The following is a 16,597-nucleotide window of genomic DNA, read 5'->3' on the forward strand; positions in this document are numbered from 1 at the left end:
TTACAAGCATCCACATTACTGTTCTGAATTCGTATAATATTTGAAAGAACGATCTCTCATCTGCGAATTACGAATAACCGCATCCACATGATACTCCACCTTTACTCTGGGAAAAATTTGTCCCCACTTGTTCTTTATCTTTTTCCACTGTACAGGATCAGCACGTTCCATTGCTTCACTAAATGTGAACATGTCACACTTGATGGATTGCGCCTTGTCTACCACTGTTTGCATCTGCTTTTGAATTACTTGTTGAACAGTTTGCTCCATGGTTTGTAATTCATACGGATTTCGTAGATCTATATTACTGTTCACTTCACGGATCGAAAATTGAGTCATCACGCTAAATCGAATAACAGGATGCTCAGGATCGTTTAGCGATGCCTTCATCCTTGTGCGAGACCGCATCACTTCCAATGAAATATCGCCACCATCCTTTGGGGATGGAATGACAATAACTGATTTTTTCATTTTGTTCTTGATCCAAACAAGGCCACGATTTTCCTCCTCACTTAGCCATAACTGCATCTTATCGCCCTTAAACACAGCCATCCTGTACAACTGGACCATTCCCGGGCTGATCGATGACTCCAGACTGCTCTTCTTGCCTCCTGCCTTAACATCTCCGTCTATAGTCAGACCGTTAAGGACTGGCCCGCCTTCAGGAATAAGCATTCCTCTGATCACGTCATCCACCTCAACCGAATAATTCTCGCCAAGCTCTTGTGAGGCCAAATCTGTTTTTTGTGCTAAGGCATAACCTGTAATTTTTCCTATTGGGGTTAATGCAGAGACTATATCCCCAGCCGACACTCCCCTTTTAACTACGTATACTTTAGCCGTAAGTCGTATATCCGAATCCCGATCCAAAAAATCCACGATCCCCGCAACACCTTCTCTTGCAACATCCTCTGACATCACAATCATTCTGGCTTGGGCCGGAGAAACTAAGCGTGGCACTTTACGTGACGTATTGCGGATAGCATCGATTATCGTTTTACCTCTCGCTTGGTATACTGTGGTTGGAGTCGCTCCTCTCCCTATTTTCCCTGATATTTCGTCAGCAATAATAATTTGCAGGGATACCAGGTATTTCTCTTCCCCTTTAGCTAGATCGATACCAATACCAGAAACGACCGCTCTCTTATTTAGCTCCTTAGCATCCCAACAGCCTGTTAAAAACAACACTCCAAAGAGACAAATCAATAGGAGCAAACCTCGTAGAGCTTCCACCCAATGCGACCTATTCTTGCCCATATCGTCACACTTCTCCTTCAATAATAATGTCGGATCAGGGTTTCGCAGGGTTATGGTCCGAACCGCTATCCTTCCTTTGGGGAAGTACTTCCTCAGCAACCCTGATCTTTTCTTGCTTGTTCCCTGATTGATCAGGGGACTTCTGCATCCACATTGGAAATCGAAAAATGATATCCTTCTGGCTCTGGAGCACAAAGGGACTTATAGGTGACAAATACGGAACTCCAAAAGACCGCAGACTGTTCATATGAGCTACAAGTGCAATCAATCCAAGAGTAATCCCGTAGAAGCCAAACATCCCGCCCAGCACCATAAAATAAAAACGGAACAATCGTCCTGCAATCGACAAATTGTACGCCGGGATAGCAAAGCTTGCGATGCCTGTTAAAGCTACCACAATAACCATAATCGGAGTTATGATACCTGCCTCTACTACGGCCTGTCCCAAAATGAGTGCTCCTACAATGGATACAGTCTGTCCGATTGCGCGCGGCATACGCACCCCGGCTTCCCGTAAAATTTCGAACGTAATCTCCATTAGCATCGCCTCAATGAAAGCGGGAAACGGTACGCCCTCACGCTGCGCCATAAAGTTAACCAGCAGCAATGATGGAATCATCTCATAATGAAAAGTCGTAAGTGCTATATATACCGACGGACCTAGCAGAAGAATGATAAAGCTGATATAGCGAATCAGACGCATTAACAGGCTGATATCGGAGCGCTGCGCATAGTCTTCGGGAGATTGAAAAAACTGTGCAAATACTGTAGGGAGAACTAATACAAATGGAGTACCATCAACCAGCAGCACAACCTTGCCTTCCAGCAAGTTACCCGCCGCCACATCCGGCCGTTCCGTATTAAACACTGTGGGAAACGGAGTAAATGTAGCGTCTTGGATAAATTCCTCGATGTAGGCTGACTCCAATACACCATCGATCTGAATATCCTTAAGTCGTCGCTTTATTTCCTTGACCAGTTGTTTATCAACAACGCCCTCCAAATACATAATCGCTACATGCGTATGTGTCACCGAGCCGATCTTCATCGATTCAAGCCATAAATCAGGGTTTTTGATCCGTCTTCGAATTAATGAAATATTCGTTCCGATGGATTCAACGAAGCTATCCTTGGGGCCGCGTACTACAAGCTGTGAGGAAGGCTCGGTAACTGAACGCCATTCACCGCCTTGTGTTCCTATGATCAGCACCTGGTCACAGCCTTCAATTAATACCACTGTATCCCCTGACAGGAGTGCCAGAATCAAATCGTTCCATTCATTCTCAATAATAGCTTCCCCAAATGACAGCGAATGCTTCAAAAGTGATTCCATCAGCCTTCTCTTATCCGAAATAACCTCTTCATCAGGCTTAAATTTCATCAGAGATTCCATGACGAAATGGTTGATCGATTTCTCGTTACTAAGGCCATTCAAAAAGACAACAGCAGCTGCAAGCGATATCTCTGTGGAGGCATCTTTTAGTTCTACTTCTCTAATAATAATGTCAGGACTATGGCCTGTTTCTTGTCTGATCCGCTCGAAAATTTCCTTCAATTCACCTAATGGAGGCATATTCCCCTGCCTTGTTCCCTGTTCTCTGGGCTTCTCATCAGAACCACGGTGTTGACTTGCAGGTTTTCGAGACCGATTCCGCAACATTGACTTCAGCTCCTGACTATCGCATATCGATGAGACCAGTATTTGTAATTAGTGGGTGTTTCATGCGAAAATCGATCAATTCACTCTTATTAGGGTTAGTTTTGTATATCCCTTCCATGGGAATAATGAACACTATCAATCCATTAGGAGGCTATGAAATGAACAATAGCTCGTCCCCTTCGGACAAACCCGAGCTTCCACAGTTTCCCGAATCGATGTGGAGACAAGGTATCGATTTACCGTCTTTCTCCAAGCTCAAAAAAGATATTGAAACCGACGTGGCTGTCATCGGTGCCGGTATCACAGGTATAACTACCGCCTACTTGCTAGTGAAAGCCGGACTCAAGGTATGTATTCTAGAGACAGGAAGCATTCTGGATGGCACCACCGGTTATACGACCGCCAAAATCACCTCCCAGCACGGGTTGATCTATGACAATCTGATTCAGTACTTCGGGCAGGAAGGAGCACGGCTCTATTTTGAGGCCAATGAGGAAGCTCGATCCTTTATCACTAAAACGATTCATGACCACAACATCGATTGCCAATTTCAGCAGCAGCCTGCCTATTTGTATGCTGATTCGGACGAACAGCTTGAGAAGCTGCGCAACGAGTGGTCAGCTTATGAACAGCTGGGATTACCCGGCAAATGGATCGATGATTTGCCTGTCCCCGGCCTTGCTAAAGGAGCTATCGTCATGCCTGATCAGGCCCAGTTTCACCCGATTCAATATGTAAAAATACTTCTTGAATACGTTACGCAGCATGGTGGCGAACTGTACGATGATACAACAATAGAAGACAAGGTAGAGGATACCCAGGAACACAAGCTTCGTCTGCAAGCCAGCAACGGTCACTCTATTACTTGCCGCTATGCAGTATCCGCATCACACTTTCCGTTTTCTGATGGTGGAGGACTGTATTTTACGAGGCTGCATGCTGAGCGTTCTTATGTTGTCGCCATCGAGCCCAAAACTCCTCTTTCCGAAGGTATGTATATTAACTGCGGTAATCCTAAACGCTCTCTTCGTTCTGCTGAGCATAACGGCAAACAGCTCATCCTTGTTGGGGGAGAATCTCACAAAACCGGAAAAACCGATTGTACGATCAAACGTTATGAAGAGCTGGAGCAGTTCGGACGAGATCATTTTGGCATTCAGGCCATTCCATACCGCTGGTCTGCCCAGGATTTAACAACGATCGATGGCATCCCTTATATCGGTCCGATCACCTCCAGACATCCCTATGTCTATGTAGCTACCGGATACGGCAAATGGGGAATGACAAGCAGCACCTTAGCAGCTCAGATCATTTCTGACCTTATCCTGGGAAAGGATAATCGCTATGCTGAATTGTTTACTCCCTCCAGATTCAAGGCTAATCCTGGCCTCAAAAATCTCGCCGTACAAAATGCAGAAGTAGCCGCAGAATGGATAACTGGCAAAATAGAAAAAATCTATTTAAAAGCAGAGGACCTTGTCCCGGGACAAGGAGCTGTGGTCAGTCATCGTGGCAAAAGAGCCGGGGCTTACCGAGATGACAAGGGAATTGTCCATTTGGTAGATAACACTTGCACCCATCTGGGCTGTGAATTAGAGTGGAATACTGCCGAACGCTCATGGGATTGTCCTTGCCACGGATCGAGATTCGACTACAGGGGTAGTGTTATAGAAGGTCCGGCAACTAAAAACTTGGCTCCGTTAAAATTGCAATATAAAGATTCTGAGTAACCTCTATTATTCCGTTCCCCGCCATGTATCTTCTTCGGGGAACGGCTTTTTTCATGTGAACCCACTAAATTGCATTATTCAGTACTGTATGATACTATACAGCCAGACATACCAATCATTATTCAGTACTAGAAAATGATTAACAGAGAAAATGAGGCGATTGTCGTTGGATATTAGCATCCAATTTAAGAAAGGGGCGCTTGAGCTCTGCGTATTAGTGCTTATTCACGAGCATGATCGTTATGGCTATGAGCTAGCCCAGTCCGTATCCCAGCATATTGAGATTGCAGAAGGTGCGCTTTATCCGCTCCTGCGAAGACTTGTTAACGAAGGTTATTGTACGACCTATCTACAGGAATCCACGGAGGGTCCTCCGCGTAAATATTATAAACTGACGCGAGAGGGAGAAGTTCACATGAGAAAGCTAGTCACGGAGTGGAAACAATTCGTAAATAGTGTGTCAACATTAATAGAGAGAGGAAGCCATTTATGAACAAGAGCGAGTTTTTATCGCATCTATATAGCCATTTGTCTGTTCTTCCGCCAGAGGAGCGTGACGAACTGATGGAGGACTATGAGAATCACTTCGCCTTTGCCGAACAGAATGGAAAAAGCGAGAGCGATGTTGTACGGGAGCTTGGAGATCCTGCAGAGCTTGCTAAAGAAGCAATTGGAGAACGAAATGTTCATCCACCTGATCCGGTCTATTGGATGAATCCTGAGCATTTTTCAGCTCCAGCAACGGAATTAACGGACTCACGCTCTCAAAATGGTTTCACCAAGGCAATGATTTATACAGGTCTGTTCTTTCTTAATCTTATTGTCATCCCCCTCCTGCTATCCTGTTGGGCTAGTGCGGTTAGTATCGCAGTTGGAGCTTTTGCGGGTCTAATCAGTCCGCTTGCGCTAGGGCTGGAGTTTATCATGAAAGGGAGCATACAACCGATTCAAGGTTTTACCTCCATTATTCTGGTTGGGATCGGTATATTACTGATGATACTCGCACGTTATATTTTTAAATTACTGGTCAGAGGCAGTATGTCCTATTGGAAATGGAATCAACATTTAGCAAAAGGAGTGCAAGTGAATGAACAATAAAAGATGGTCTTTTATCGCAATCATTTTAATAGCCCTCGGTATTGCGGGAATGGCTTACCAGCAATTTGATTTTAGCAATAACGAAGAACTGCCCTACCATCAGCAAAAATGGTCCTTTGATAGTTTGACCTCATTAAATGTAAATAGTGATTACAATGTGGACGTTAAATTTATCAATAGCAGTGACAACAGTAATTACGTCGAAGTCAGCGGTAATATGAAGCAGGAAACAATTGATCAGCTTAAGAATACCGTCGCAGCAGGAGATAGCTTTACGCTGAATTTGACGGAGAAGCAATCCTGGAGCTTTTTTAGCTTCAACTTCCATTCTACTAAGCAGCAAATCACGGTGGCTCTCAGCAAACCGGAACAGCTGGATCAGCTCAAATTTAAACTAACCTCTAACGATGGCAGCTTCACAGATCTTGTTGGTAAAACGATCGAAGTGTCCACGTCTTCTGGCAATATAGTAGTTGAAAACGCCAAAACGAATCAGCTCACTCTAAACGCTACGTCTGGCAACATTACCGCTAAGAAGATTGCAGGAGATACGGAGATCAATTTGACATCAGGTAATACTAAGGTGGATGAGCTAACTGGCGCTTTAATCGTGGAGTCGACTTCCGGAGAGATCTCTATTGATCATGTTAATGGCCCGGTCAAGACTTCCATTACTTCTGGAAACACAAAAATTAACAATCTTACGGGCCCTGGAGAATTCAAAAGTACTTCCGGAAATATCACGTTATCCGATCAACGTTCAGATTCTTTGGATATCTCGAATCAATCCGGAAATGTCAAACTATCCATTGACGACAGCTTTAAAGGAATCTATGATCTAAAATCCACGTCTGGCAATATCAAGGCACCGGATTCACCAATGAAGAACTCAGACCTTATCAAAATTCGGGTAACCTCAGGAAATATAAGCATAGAGTAGCAGCAAACAAAATCATTAAGAGGCTGTCCCAAAAGTTATCTAAGAAAACTTTGAGGGACGCTTCTTGTTTAGCAGTGGAAAGGCAAAATATCAGGAAAAGCTGCAAAAATACAGTTTTATATAAGTAGCTATGAAAGGATGAACAAAAGCCTGCAAAAATGCATGAATATGTTTCAGAATAGACTAGTTTGAAGAGAATCCTTAGAGAAAGCCTGCACATTTGCAGGAATTTCAGGAATTCCGCAGCATGACACTATTACACATGAGATACGGTCATACAATGTGTGGCAGGATCAAGCGGCGCAGGGATCATCTTCCTTGCACCGCTATTTCTAGTTTTGACACTAACCCTACTTTTGGGAGAGTCCCTTTTTTTGCTTTACTTCAACAGGATTGCAAAACCGAATTTATGGATATACACTATAATATGGTATAATTTGTCTATCTGCCTAGCTAGCTTAGAATTATTAACAGGAGTTGATCTAATTGAACGCAATGTCAGAACTGAGTCGCCCTGCAAAAATGCTGCTTTTCGGATTAATCGCCTTCGTAGGGATTCTTTCTTGCATTATTGTTCTCGTCTATAACGATTATTTTTTGCTAGGGGATCCTATCAAGCCAAATAATGATGACGTTAAATATATTCAAACTTCCCGCCTGCTGCTGAATGAGGGTGTATTGGCTTACAACACAAAAGATCAGCCCTCTGCCTTCATCATGCCTGGACTACCGCTAGTTTTATCCGGCTTTATGGCAGTATTTGGCCAAGAGCAAGGCGGTATCATCGCCTTTCGGATTTTTCAGTGTATTTTACAGGCTCTATCCATCTATCTCATCTTTTGGATTGGCCGACGTATTTTTAATACAAGGGTGGCGCTCATAGCCTGCATAATTAGTGCACTGTATTTACCGGACTACTTCTCATCAGGAGTTATTCTGTCTGAGACAATATTTCGCACCCTTCTTCTGCTATTGGTCTGCGTGACTATACTCGCAATGGAGCGAAACAAGAGCAGTATGTACATACTAATCGGTGTACTTACGGCTGCCGCTGCCTATTTCAAGCCCCATGCCTCGCTCTATCCTGCCGTGTTTCTTATTTTGTGGTGGAGAGCGAAAATCCCTTGGCGGCTTATGCTTAAATATACATTTTTGATGGCGATTGTATATATTGCACTGCTGACCCCTTGGTGGATACGCAATTGGATCACATTTCATGAATTTATTCTGTTCACTAATTCCGGTGGCAGTCCGTTCCTGTTAGGTACACGCATTAAATGGCAGCTGCCGCCAGCCGGATTTTTTGTAGCTCATCCTGAATACGATCCGGAAACGATATTCCAGGGGGCCGACAGCAGGGCTATTCAAAAAGGTCTAGACATTATCGCTTATGGCTTCAAGCATGAACCTTTGAAATATTTGCACTGGTTCACCGTTGGCAGATGGGTAGAGCTGTATTTCCATCCTTTCTATTCGAGACCAATCTGGCCGATATCTCGTCCTGTCATGAACGTGCTGCAAATCGCGCTAATGATACTGAACATGGCTGGCATCGTGTGGGCGCTGGTGAAACACAAATTTTCCCGCCTGCTGCCGCTTCTACTCGCACTGGCTTATTTTACTGTTATCTATGTACCTTTTGTCGCTTTTAATCGCTACGGTTATCCAAATATGGTGCTGTTAATTCTGTTCGGTTCCTATATGGTCGACCAGTTCCTAACAGGGATCAACACTGGACGTTGGGGACGAATGAAAAAAGGAGGCCCTCTACAGCATGAAAAGCACTAAGGCTCCCAGAGTACTCGTTATCATTCCAGCCTACAACGAAGAGAATAGTATCGCAGCGGTAATCCATGATATTCATCGTCACGTGCCTAGTGCAGACATCGTCGTCATCAATGATGGATCAAGAGATCTTACCGAGCAATATGCTGTCCGTGCAGGTGCACGTGTTCTTACTCTCCCTTATAATGTTGGGATCGGTGGCGGCATGCAGACTGGATATATATACGCCAAAAGAATGGATTACGATATCGCGATTCAAATGGATGCAGATGGGCAGCACCCCGCTGAGGAATTGCCTAAGCTGATTTCCAAGGCGGTCAGCTATGATCTTGTTATCGGATCAAGATATTTGGAGACGACCTCCTTTCGTTCCTCCGTCATGAGAAGAATCGGCATGGTATTCTTCTCTGGCTTAGTTTCGCTTGTGACGGGCCAGCGCTTTACAGATACGACCAGCGGATTTCGTGCTGCCGGACGCAAGGTCATCGAGCTGTACGCCGACTACTATCCTATCGATTATCCCGAGGTAGAGTCGATTGTATATTTAAAACGCAAGGGCTGCCAAATTGCCGAGGTGTCTACGGAAATGCGTTTGCGCCAAGCCGGTAAGTCTTCCATTACTCCCTTGAAATCAGCCTATTATATGATTAAAGTAACATTAGCCGTTCTTATGAGCGCAATTCGATATGACAGAACGGCGGTGTCCAAGCCATGACTATATATGTGCTGTCCGTTGTTCTCGCAGCGTTATTTTTGCTTATCGTACTAGAGCTTGTGAGGCGACAAAAGCTGAAGGAGCAATATTCCCTTCTATGGATTCTGTTCAGTGTCACTTTACTTATAGTCTCATTTAATGTTCATTTCATCGAATGGATTTCTGATCGGCTTGGCGTGAAATACGCTCCTGCCATTCTGTTTCTGTTTGGACTTTTATTTTGCTTCGCTATTATACTTCACCTGACTATCGTAATAACCCGGCTCTCCAGTCAAGTACTGCGACTGACTCAGGAATTAACGATTTTGAAGGAACGGGAGGCTCCTCGTGGACAAAACAATTAGTTATCTCCTATTACTCGGAAATATTATACTGCTCGTTACAGGGCAGATGCTGTTCAAAATCGGACTTGATCGTTCTGGCGGCCTGAATTGGAGCAAGCTGATCATCTCCCCTGCCGTCATTAGTGGCATTGCCTTATATGGCATAGCCACCATATTATGGTTCGCCGTTTTAACTCGGCTGCCGCTCAGTGTCGCCTATCCAATGCAAGCCTTTGCCTACGTACTGGCTATGCTCCCTGCCTATTATATATTCGGGGAATCTATTACGCCGACCAAGCTGGCCGGAGTCGCTGTCATTATGTTTGGCGTCTATTTACTGGCAAGGTCATAGGTAATTCGTACATACGATCTACGATTACCTAATCTTGCGACAAGACATTGTCATGGTTAACGTCAACACCCCCTAAGGCCGTATGCCTCAGGGGGTGTTTGTGCAAGTCCTTTTGAGCTTCCTCTAAGCAAAAATTTCAATTAGGTACTTTTTAATCGAATGTTTAGTTATTTCCATTGATTACGAATAGACTCCATCAAGCGCTTAGCCATGACATTCATACCTCTTGCTTGTCTATTTATAAGTATCCCCATTTCTGGTCCATCACTCAAATCGACAACGGATTTCACTGCTGTTCCTTTTAATAACGGGCTAGCTTCTACATCTGGAATTAAGGAAATCCCTATTCCTGCCTGAACATAGTATCTAATAGCAGTTAAACTTCCCACTTCTATACTGTTCGAGCTCAATGACTCCACTTTCTGGGCAAGCAGCGATTCCATGCGAATACGAAACGGACAGGTCGTCGGCGTCAAAATAAACCGCTGATGTTCAAGATCATGAAGGTAGATTTCATCTTTCTCTGTATTCAAAATGTGATCCTCAGGTAAAAGCAGCACCAAACGTTCGGATTGCAACGGCTCAAACTCCAGTTCAACCTCGTTAGCGGGCTGACGGCAGGTCTCAAGGAGATTATTTTCGGGCTGATGACAAAAAGCAAAATCAATCTCATGATCGAGCAGCATTTGCATCAATTCTCTATTTGTCCCAACAGACACCTTGATGTTGACCTGAGGCTGTGTCCTGAGAAAAGAGGACAAAATTTCCGGGATACGCCTGCTGGCAGATGGCTCCGCTGCACCGATACGTACACTACCCGTCTCCCCATTCAAAAAATTGCTCATCGTCTCATTCAGATCCGAGTAGTTCTTCAACAGTACGTCAGAACGTTCATAAAAAAAACGACCCGCTTCGGTTAATTCAATCGTCTTCCCTCTTTCAAACAGCTTGACCCCTAGCTCATCCTCCAATTTCTTAATTTGAACTGTTATCGTCGGCTGAGAGTATTGCAGAGCTTCGGCAGCAAGCCGAAAGCTTCCTAGCTTTACTATACTTTGAAAAGTTTTGATCAATCGTATCTCCATGTTGTCTCGCCTCTTTAACATTATTAAATTGTCTGATTATCTCTTTCAATTATACTTTTGCCAATTAATGAACTATTATAGCAAATATAATCTCAATTAATCCAATTAATTTACAAGGTTTTATTGAAAAATTAAATTTATGCCTTTGTGAGGGAGTCCTGACAACGATATGAATACAGCAAGTCTATATCCTAGGGTTACACCTGCTGAGGAAAATCAGTTATTAAGACAGCTTTTTGCACATGATCCGAAGCGTTTGAGCGCATTCCATAGTTTTTCTCAGGCCGCTTTTGCCGATGGTGTTCTATCCTTACAATTTAAAGAGCTCATCGCCGTATCACTTGCTCATATTACAGGCTGTCCATATTGTATAGATCTTCATGTAAGTAGGGCGAAGGAAGCCGGAGTTACGCTGGAAGAGCTCGCCGAAACCTCTGCCGTAGCCGCCGCGGTTCAATCCTTTGCCGCTTTTGCCCTTTCTGCCAACACGCTGCAAGCTTATTATGGTAAAGCCTTAACCGACTTGTATTCTGTTAGCAATCTGGAATTGCTAGATTCAGTCTCCAGCATCAATGAGAGAATCTATGACGCCCAATTCGACTTTATCCATTCGGTTCTAGCGGATGGGGGACATATTTCAGAAAAGGACAAGCTTATCATCGCAGTTGGCTGCGCACAAGTATTGGGAAACGCCTATGCGATTGAATATTTTACCCAACGCGCCGCAGCAGCCGGAATCCAGATAGAACAGCTTGCTGAAGTTGGCCTTCTTGCAGCTGCATTAAAAGCGGGCTCAGCTATAGCGCATCAGCTTAATACTATTTTCGCCTTTGAAAGAGAGTAGATGGATATGACCATTTCAGAAATTGAATTACAAAATGTCAGCATGCGTTATTCGGCTGATCAATCGTCCACGTTAGCGCTGCAGGATGTCAGCCTGAAAATAACTAAAGGTGAGTTCATTTCACTTCTCGGTCCTTCCGGCTGTGGTAAAACGACACTCTTAAGAATTATCGCAGATCTTCTTCAGCCATCGGAGGGCTCAGTAAAGGTAGCTGGCAGTTCCGCTAAGGAAGCACGTTTGTCGCAAAAATACGGTATTGTCTTTCAGAACCCCGTTCTTTATGACTGGCGGAAGGTACGTGACAATATTACGCTGCCGCTTGAATTGATGAAGGTGAGCAAGCAGGATCGTATTCACAAAGCAGAAGAGCTGCTTGAGCTGGTAGGACTCACCGAGTTTGCGGATAAATATCCGTGGCAATTAAGCGGAGGTATGCAGCAACGGGTTGCTATTGCACGAGCTCTAGCGATGGAGCCTGAAATTTTATTGATGGACGAGCCCTTCTCCGCTCTTGATGAATTTTCTCGTGAGCGCCTTAACGAAGAGCTATTAGCCATTTGGAGTAAAATCCGCAGCACTGTAGTTTTTGTTACACATAGCATTCCTGAATCCGTGTTCTTGTCAGATCGCGTGTTCGTCCTGTCACCTCATCCCGGCAGATTGTCGGCGGTCGTCGATATTGATCTACCTCGTCCGCGTAACAAAGAGCTTCGGAACGATCCGGCCTTTTTCCAATTGATCGCCACCATCAGGGATAGCTTCGAGGGGGTGTAACGGTGAAAAGACACGGCAACCGTTTCCTTCCAGCTTTCTTATGGCTGCTGGTGGTTCTTGTACTATGGGAACTAATCTCTTGGTACATCACCGAGATTGCAGAGACACAGCTGGCACAATCGAAGCTCCCTTATGTACATAAGGTGTTATCTACTTTGGTAACTTATAGCGGTACTTTAGTTCAAGAAGGGATTGTTACATTCGGTAACGCAGGGCTTGGCTTTTTGCTTGGCGCCTCATTCGGGGTTTTACTAGCAGTCATTATGAGCATTTCCAAATGGGCCGAACGAATTGCCTTTCCGTATCTCATTATTTCGCAAATGATTCCGGTATTAGGGCTCGCTCCTATCATCTACGGTATCATACATGATCAAAATCTATCGCGGATTGTGATCGCCGGATACATTACATTTTTCCCGGTATCTCTTAACACACTCAGCGGCTTGAGAAGCACAAGTCAACAATCGCTTGAGCTTATGCATTCCTATGCCGCCAAATCATATCAGACCTATTGGAAGCTCAAGCTGCCAAGCGCCTTACCGAATCTGTTCAGCGGCCTTAAAATTGCAGCTCCATTATCTGTGACCGCAGCAATCCTCGTTGAGTTGATGGGGACCAAGCATGGTATAGGAGTCGTTATCCTGCGGAATTTATACTATGGCCCGTCCCATACCTATATGTTCTGGGCGTCTGTTGTAGCCAGTGCTCTGTTAGGAATCGCCGGATACGGTCTTGTCAGCTTGATTGAACGGCTGTGTACTCCTTGGCAGCCTGCTTTTCAGCGGAAAGGAGACGATCATCAATGAGCAGAAAACAAAAGTCCGGATTTACTAATCATGTTCTGCTGCAATTTGGTATCCCACTCCTATCGTTCATTCTACTCATCGGTTTATGGCAGGCCAAGCTGTTCCATACGATATTTAATATCAAAATCCATCAGCTGCCTCTACCGTTATCCATATGGCAGGCTTTGATCGATAACTGGGACACGCTGCTGTTCTATACCAAATATACAGTGAGCGAAGCCATTCTTGGTATATTGATCGGTTCACTTATCGGGTTCTTGTTTGCAACCCTTGCTGTCATTTGGCCAAAATGGGGTGTTGGCGGTCTCATTCTAGTCGCCGCTCTAAATGCAGTGCCGATTATCGCACTAGCTCCCATTATGAATCTATGGTTCGGTGATGGATTAGGTTCCAGAGTTTCTATTGTTACCATTACAACCATTGCAGCTATGGCCTTGAATGCCCATAAAGGATTACGAAATGTTGATCCCCTTGCACTGGACCTCATGCACTCTTACGCGTCCAGCAGCTATGTGATTTTTTGGCGGCTTAGATTACCTAACTGTCTGCCGCATCTGTTCACAGCGCTAAAAATCAACACCACCGCCGGAATGATCGGAGCGATCGTCAGCGAATTTTTCTTTTCCTCCAAAGGACTCGGATATATGTTATCCAACTCCCTTAAGATCGCTCAAATGTCGGTCGGATGGGCATGTATCGTCCTGTCCGCTATAGTAGGAGTTCTACTCTATTTCATAGTTCAGCTGTTGGAGAGCCTCTGTATCCGGTGGCATGTATCTCAAAGAACTTAGAAATAAAATTTCATCATATTTTGCAAAAGGAGAGAGTACGTCAATGATTAAGATTCCATCTCGTAAGTTCAAACGCATCAGCACATTAGGTTTGTCTGCAATTCTTGTATTTATGTTGGTCCTGTCCGGTTGCGGAAACAACAAAGAGGTTGCTTCATCCGCAAACACAGCTAATGAAGGAAATGCAGCTGCAGCTGATCAACCAGTTAAAATTCGTCTTCAACTTAAATGGGTGCCTCAAACTCAATTCGCCGGATATTATGTGGCTCTCGATAAAGGGTATTACAAAGAGGAAGGGCTCGATGTTGAAATTCTTCCCGGTGGACCTGACATTGTTCCTGAACAGCAGGTGGCCAACGGTGCAGCAGAAATCGGCAACTCCTGGGTAGCCAGTCTGCTATCGCACCAGGAGCAAGGCTTCCCTATTATCGAAATTGCACAAATCTCTCAAAAGAGCGGCATGTTGCTCGTCTCCAAAAAATCCGCCGGTATCAACAGCCCCGCTGATCTGAAAGGTAAAAAGGTTGGCAGCTGGATGGGTGGATTGGAGTTCGAAATTTTAGCTCTATTTAAAAAGTACAATCTTGAAGCTCCTAAAGATGTAGAACTGGCTAAACAAGGCTTCACAATGGATCAATTGTTGAACGATCAACTGGACGCAGCTTCCGCGCTTACACACAATGAATTCCCGATCCTGCTTGAGCAAGGACTTAAGGAATCGGACCTCAACGTCATCGATATGAATGAAGAAGGTGTAGCGATGCTGCAGGATAATTTGTTCGCGAACACCGAATGGTTGGAGAAGAACAAAGATGCAGCAGCTAAATTCCTGAGAGCTTCCTTTAAAGGATGGCAGGACACCATCAACAATCCTGAAGAAGCGGTTGATATTGTGATGAAAAGTGCTGACAAAGACAGCACAACACGCGAACATCAATTGAGTATGGCTATTGCTATCGGCAAGCTGGTTCTTCCTGAAGGAGCCGACCCATCCCAAATCGGTCAAATCAACAAGGAATCGTTCCAGCAAACTGCGGATATCGCCTATGAATTTGGAGTTGTGAAAAATAAAGTCGATCTGTCCAAAGCCTATACCGATGAAATCTTCAACTTAGCTACGGGTAAAGCACAGTAGTTAAAGAACCGATTCTATTACGAGGTGATACACAATGAAAAAGAAAATTCTCGTTAGCGCCTGTCTGCTGGGTCATAAGGTTCGTTATGATAATGGGGACGTTCCCTGCCTAGATCCTCGTTTTCTCAAATGGTATGAGGAAGGACGACTCGTTCATATTTGCCCTGAAGTAGTAGGTGGCTTGCCAACACCAAGACCCGACGCTCAAAGGCAAGGAAATCGCGTCGTCACAGGCAACGGAAATGATGTGACTGAAGAATTTGAGATCGGTGCACAAGCTACACTTTCACTCGCTCAAACTCATGACGTAGCACTCGCCATTCTTAAGCAGGACAGCCCTTCATGCGGCAGCTTGTTCATCTACGATGGCACATTTACCGACAACAAGGCTCCGGGTGAAGGCCGCACTACAGAACTGCTTCGCGAGCATGGATTCGAAGTGTACGGTGAGGACCAACTTGATGAAGTAGAGCAGAGAATAGCGGCTATTGACGTTCAATAGCGAGAATTACAAGAAAAGACCTAGGGCACTGTGAAGTGCACCCCTTAGAATAGACATTGGAAAAACCCCTCCGGGTAAACCGATGAACTCTAGGGGGTGCACTTCACTCATCTGCCTTAGGTCTTTTGGGGCTGGGAGCTCCATTTGCTTATTGTGCACAATTGATGCAAATGTGCAGCTTTTGAGCACTGGACAGGAGGTTGACGCGAAATTGATGCAAAAATGCAGGCTTTAGGGCTCACATCTCAGGTTTGGAACCACTTTCGGCTGAATTGATGTACTTTTGCAGCAATTTTGGACACATTAGCCATCGCACGGGAAAAAACCTGCGCTTTCGCAGGCTTTTTGAACTTTTCCATATTGAAGGTGATCTACTCCTGCTCATCATGCAGAATTAATGCAAATGTGCAGCTTTTGAGCACTAGACAGGACGTTGACGCGAAATTGATGCAAAAGTCAGGCTGTTGAGATACCCCTACTTTTAAACTTAGTATCGAAAGAAAAATGAAAATGAAGATGTAAAATACTATACGAAATCTTGTGCATATTCGAGATAGTCCTTCTGGAAAGGTGGAGGGCTATCTTCTTAATGTTCTGTGCAGTTGCGGTTAGCAACGCTTGAATCTGTACATTTTCTCTGCCCCGAAACCGGCAATAGCGAAGCCCGTGGAGCACTTTGGCATCCGCGAAGCTTCGCTCTATAGTTTGGCATCGTATGGCGTAAGCGGCTTTTCCTGCATCACTTTGCCGGTATTTTGCTACTTTTTCCTTGTCGCTCTCCCAAATGTGGCGTTGTACGG

General features: G+C 44.7%; 18 protein-coding genes. 14 read left to right on the forward strand and 4 right to left on the reverse strand.

The genetic code is table 11. The annotated features are described in order from the left end of the window. Positions 1-15: 15 nt before the first annotated feature. Together BLS49_RS22480 and BLS49_RS22485 are read right to left on the reverse strand one after the other, a co-directional pair. Positions 16-1,257 (reverse strand): Ger(x)C family spore germination protein, encoded by a 1,242-nt coding sequence (locus BLS49_RS22480; protein ID WP_091235979.1) that lies wholly within the window; start codon positions 1,255-1,257, stop codon positions 16-18. 34 nt (positions 1,258-1,291) lie between these two features. Then, a complete protein-coding gene (locus BLS49_RS22485; RefSeq protein WP_091235980.1) occupies positions 1,292-2,917 on the reverse strand; it encodes a spore germination protein in 1,626 nt (541 codons plus the stop codon). Between the two features lie 158 nt (positions 2,918-3,075). On the opposite strand from BLS49_RS22485, the gene BLS49_RS22490 reads away from it, so the two are divergent. The 8 genes from BLS49_RS22490 to BLS49_RS22525 all read left to right on the forward strand — a co-directional run bounded on the left by BLS49_RS22490 (position 3,076) and on the right by BLS49_RS22525 (position 9,860). Further along, positions 3,076-4,647 carry an FAD-dependent oxidoreductase gene (locus tag BLS49_RS22490; RefSeq protein ID WP_091235982.1) on the forward strand — a complete coding sequence of 524 codons (1,572 nt, stop codon included), beginning with the start codon at positions 3,076-3,078 and terminating at the stop codon, positions 4,645-4,647. A 166-nt stretch (positions 4,648-4,813) separates the two neighbouring features. Further along, a complete protein-coding gene (locus BLS49_RS22495) occupies positions 4,814-5,140 on the forward strand; it encodes a PadR family transcriptional regulator (RefSeq protein ID WP_091235984.1) in 327 nt (108 codons plus the stop codon). Continuing rightward, positions 5,137-5,745 (forward strand): HAAS signaling domain-containing protein, encoded by a 609-nt coding sequence (locus BLS49_RS22500; RefSeq protein ID WP_091235986.1) that lies wholly within the window; start codon positions 5,137-5,139, stop codon positions 5,743-5,745. Before BLS49_RS22495 ends, BLS49_RS22500 begins: the two co-directional genes overlap by 4 nt. After that, the gene (locus BLS49_RS22505; RefSeq protein WP_091235987.1) at positions 5,735-6,685 is read left to right on the forward strand and encodes a DUF4097 family beta strand repeat-containing protein; all 951 of its coding nucleotides are present in this window, start codon (positions 5,735-5,737) and stop codon (positions 6,683-6,685) included. The genes BLS49_RS22500 and BLS49_RS22505 overlap by 11 nt, the downstream gene beginning before the upstream one ends. Before the next feature lie 495 nt (positions 6,686-7,180). Then, positions 7,181-8,473, forward strand: a complete 1,293-nt coding sequence (locus BLS49_RS22510; protein WP_245742722.1) for an ArnT family glycosyltransferase — start codon at positions 7,181-7,183, stop codon at positions 8,471-8,473. Beyond that, positions 8,460-9,185: a glycosyltransferase family 2 protein gene (locus tag BLS49_RS22515; RefSeq protein ID WP_091235995.1), complete on the forward strand. Its 726-nt coding sequence runs from the start codon at positions 8,460-8,462 to the stop codon at positions 9,183-9,185. Before BLS49_RS22510 ends, BLS49_RS22515 begins: the two co-directional genes overlap by 14 nt. Continuing rightward, complete coding sequence (locus tag BLS49_RS22520; RefSeq protein WP_091235997.1) at positions 9,182-9,529, forward strand: DUF2304 domain-containing protein; 348 nt, start codon at positions 9,182-9,184, stop codon at positions 9,527-9,529. The genes BLS49_RS22515 and BLS49_RS22520 overlap by 4 nt, the downstream gene beginning before the upstream one ends. Continuing rightward, positions 9,513-9,860, forward strand: a complete 348-nt coding sequence (locus BLS49_RS22525) for an EamA family transporter (protein ID WP_091235999.1) — start codon at positions 9,513-9,515, stop codon at positions 9,858-9,860. The genes BLS49_RS22520 and BLS49_RS22525 overlap by 17 nt, the downstream gene beginning before the upstream one ends. 167 nt (positions 9,861-10,027) lie before the next feature. On the opposite strand, the gene BLS49_RS22530 is transcribed toward BLS49_RS22525, so the two are convergent. After that, the gene (locus BLS49_RS22530; RefSeq protein ID WP_175471515.1) at positions 10,028-10,945 is read right to left on the reverse strand and encodes a LysR family transcriptional regulator; all 918 of its coding nucleotides are present in this window, start codon (positions 10,943-10,945) and stop codon (positions 10,028-10,030) included. Positions 10,946-11,114: 169 nt separating this feature from the next. Here BLS49_RS22530 and BLS49_RS24925 point away from each other — a divergent pair, with 169 nt between their 5' ends. The 6 genes from BLS49_RS24925 to BLS49_RS22560 are packed head-to-tail and all read left to right on the forward strand — an operon-like array spanning position 11,115 to position 15,797. Beyond that, positions 11,115-11,789 (forward strand): carboxymuconolactone decarboxylase family protein, encoded by a 675-nt coding sequence (locus BLS49_RS24925; protein WP_175471516.1) that lies wholly within the window; start codon positions 11,115-11,117, stop codon positions 11,787-11,789. 6 nt (positions 11,790-11,795) lie between these two features. Further along, positions 11,796-12,563 (forward strand): ABC transporter ATP-binding protein, encoded by a 768-nt coding sequence (locus BLS49_RS22540; protein WP_091236022.1) that lies wholly within the window; start codon positions 11,796-11,798, stop codon positions 12,561-12,563. A 2-nt stretch (positions 12,564-12,565) separates the two neighbouring features. Further along, positions 12,566-13,369, forward strand: a complete 804-nt coding sequence (locus BLS49_RS22545; RefSeq protein ID WP_091236003.1) for an ABC transporter permease — start codon at positions 12,566-12,568, stop codon at positions 13,367-13,369. Further along, positions 13,366-14,160 carry an ABC transporter permease gene (locus BLS49_RS22550; RefSeq protein ID WP_091236005.1) on the forward strand — a complete coding sequence of 265 codons (795 nt, stop codon included), beginning with the start codon at positions 13,366-13,368 and terminating at the stop codon, positions 14,158-14,160. The genes BLS49_RS22545 and BLS49_RS22550 overlap by 4 nt, the downstream gene beginning before the upstream one ends. A gap of 43 nt (positions 14,161-14,203) precedes the next feature. Then, the gene (locus BLS49_RS22555) at positions 14,204-15,295 is read left to right on the forward strand and encodes an ABC transporter substrate-binding protein (RefSeq protein ID WP_091236007.1); all 1,092 of its coding nucleotides are present in this window, start codon (positions 14,204-14,206) and stop codon (positions 15,293-15,295) included. Positions 15,296-15,329: 34 nt separating this feature from the next. Further along, positions 15,330-15,797, forward strand: a complete 468-nt coding sequence (locus BLS49_RS22560) for a 2-thiouracil desulfurase family protein (RefSeq protein WP_091236009.1) — start codon at positions 15,330-15,332, stop codon at positions 15,795-15,797. A 456-nt stretch (positions 15,798-16,253) separates the two neighbouring features. Here the strand turns inward: BLS49_RS22560 and BLS49_RS22565 are convergent. Further along, positions 16,254-16,597 (reverse strand): transposase (locus BLS49_RS22565; RefSeq protein WP_245742584.1); only part of this gene is annotated, 344 nt, incomplete at its 5' end.

Origin of the sequence: Fontibacillus panacisegetis, from assembly GCF_900102215.1 — a bacterium.
Taxonomy (GTDB): Bacteria; Bacillota; Bacilli; order Paenibacillales; family Paenibacillaceae; genus Fontibacillus; species Fontibacillus panacisegetis.

Excerpts from the sequence above, each read along its gene's own strand:
- BLS49_RS22505 (WP_091235987.1), top strand. The coding sequence starts at position 5,735 with ATGAACAATAAAAGATGGTCTTTTATCGCAATCATTTTAATAGCCCTC.
- BLS49_RS22490 (WP_091235982.1), top strand. The coding sequence starts at position 3,076 with ATGAACAATAGCTCGTCCCCTTCGGACAAACCCGAGCTTCCACAGTTT.
- BLS49_RS22555 (WP_091236007.1), top strand. The coding sequence starts at position 14,204 with ATGATTAAGATTCCATCTCGTAAGTTCAAACGCATCAGCACATTAGGT.
- BLS49_RS22530 (WP_175471515.1), bottom strand. The coding sequence starts at position 10,945 with ATGGAGATACGATTGATCAAAACTTTTCAAAGTATAGTAAAGCTAGGA.
- BLS49_RS22485 (WP_091235980.1), bottom strand. The coding sequence starts at position 2,917 with ATGTTGCGGAATCGGTCTCGAAAACCTGCAAGTCAACACCGTGGTTCT.
- BLS49_RS22560 (WP_091236009.1), top strand. The coding sequence starts at position 15,330 with ATGAAAAAGAAAATTCTCGTTAGCGCCTGTCTGCTGGGTCATAAGGTT.
- BLS49_RS24925 (WP_175471516.1), top strand. The coding sequence starts at position 11,115 with ATGAATACAGCAAGTCTATATCCTAGGGTTACACCTGCTGAGGAAAAT.
- BLS49_RS22480 (WP_091235979.1), bottom strand. The coding sequence starts at position 1,257 with ATGGGCAAGAATAGGTCGCATTGGGTGGAAGCTCTACGAGGTTTGCTC.
- BLS49_RS22550 (WP_091236005.1), top strand. The coding sequence starts at position 13,366 with ATGAGCAGAAAACAAAAGTCCGGATTTACTAATCATGTTCTGCTGCAA.
- BLS49_RS22515 (WP_091235995.1), top strand. The coding sequence starts at position 8,460 with ATGAAAAGCACTAAGGCTCCCAGAGTACTCGTTATCATTCCAGCCTAC.
- BLS49_RS22500 (WP_091235986.1), top strand. The coding sequence starts at position 5,137 with ATGAACAAGAGCGAGTTTTTATCGCATCTATATAGCCATTTGTCTGTT.
- BLS49_RS22520 (WP_091235997.1), top strand. The coding sequence starts at position 9,182 with ATGACTATATATGTGCTGTCCGTTGTTCTCGCAGCGTTATTTTTGCTT.
- BLS49_RS22510 (WP_245742722.1), top strand. The coding sequence starts at position 7,181 with ATGTCAGAACTGAGTCGCCCTGCAAAAATGCTGCTTTTCGGATTAATC.
- BLS49_RS22540 (WP_091236022.1), top strand. The coding sequence starts at position 11,796 with ATGACCATTTCAGAAATTGAATTACAAAATGTCAGCATGCGTTATTCG.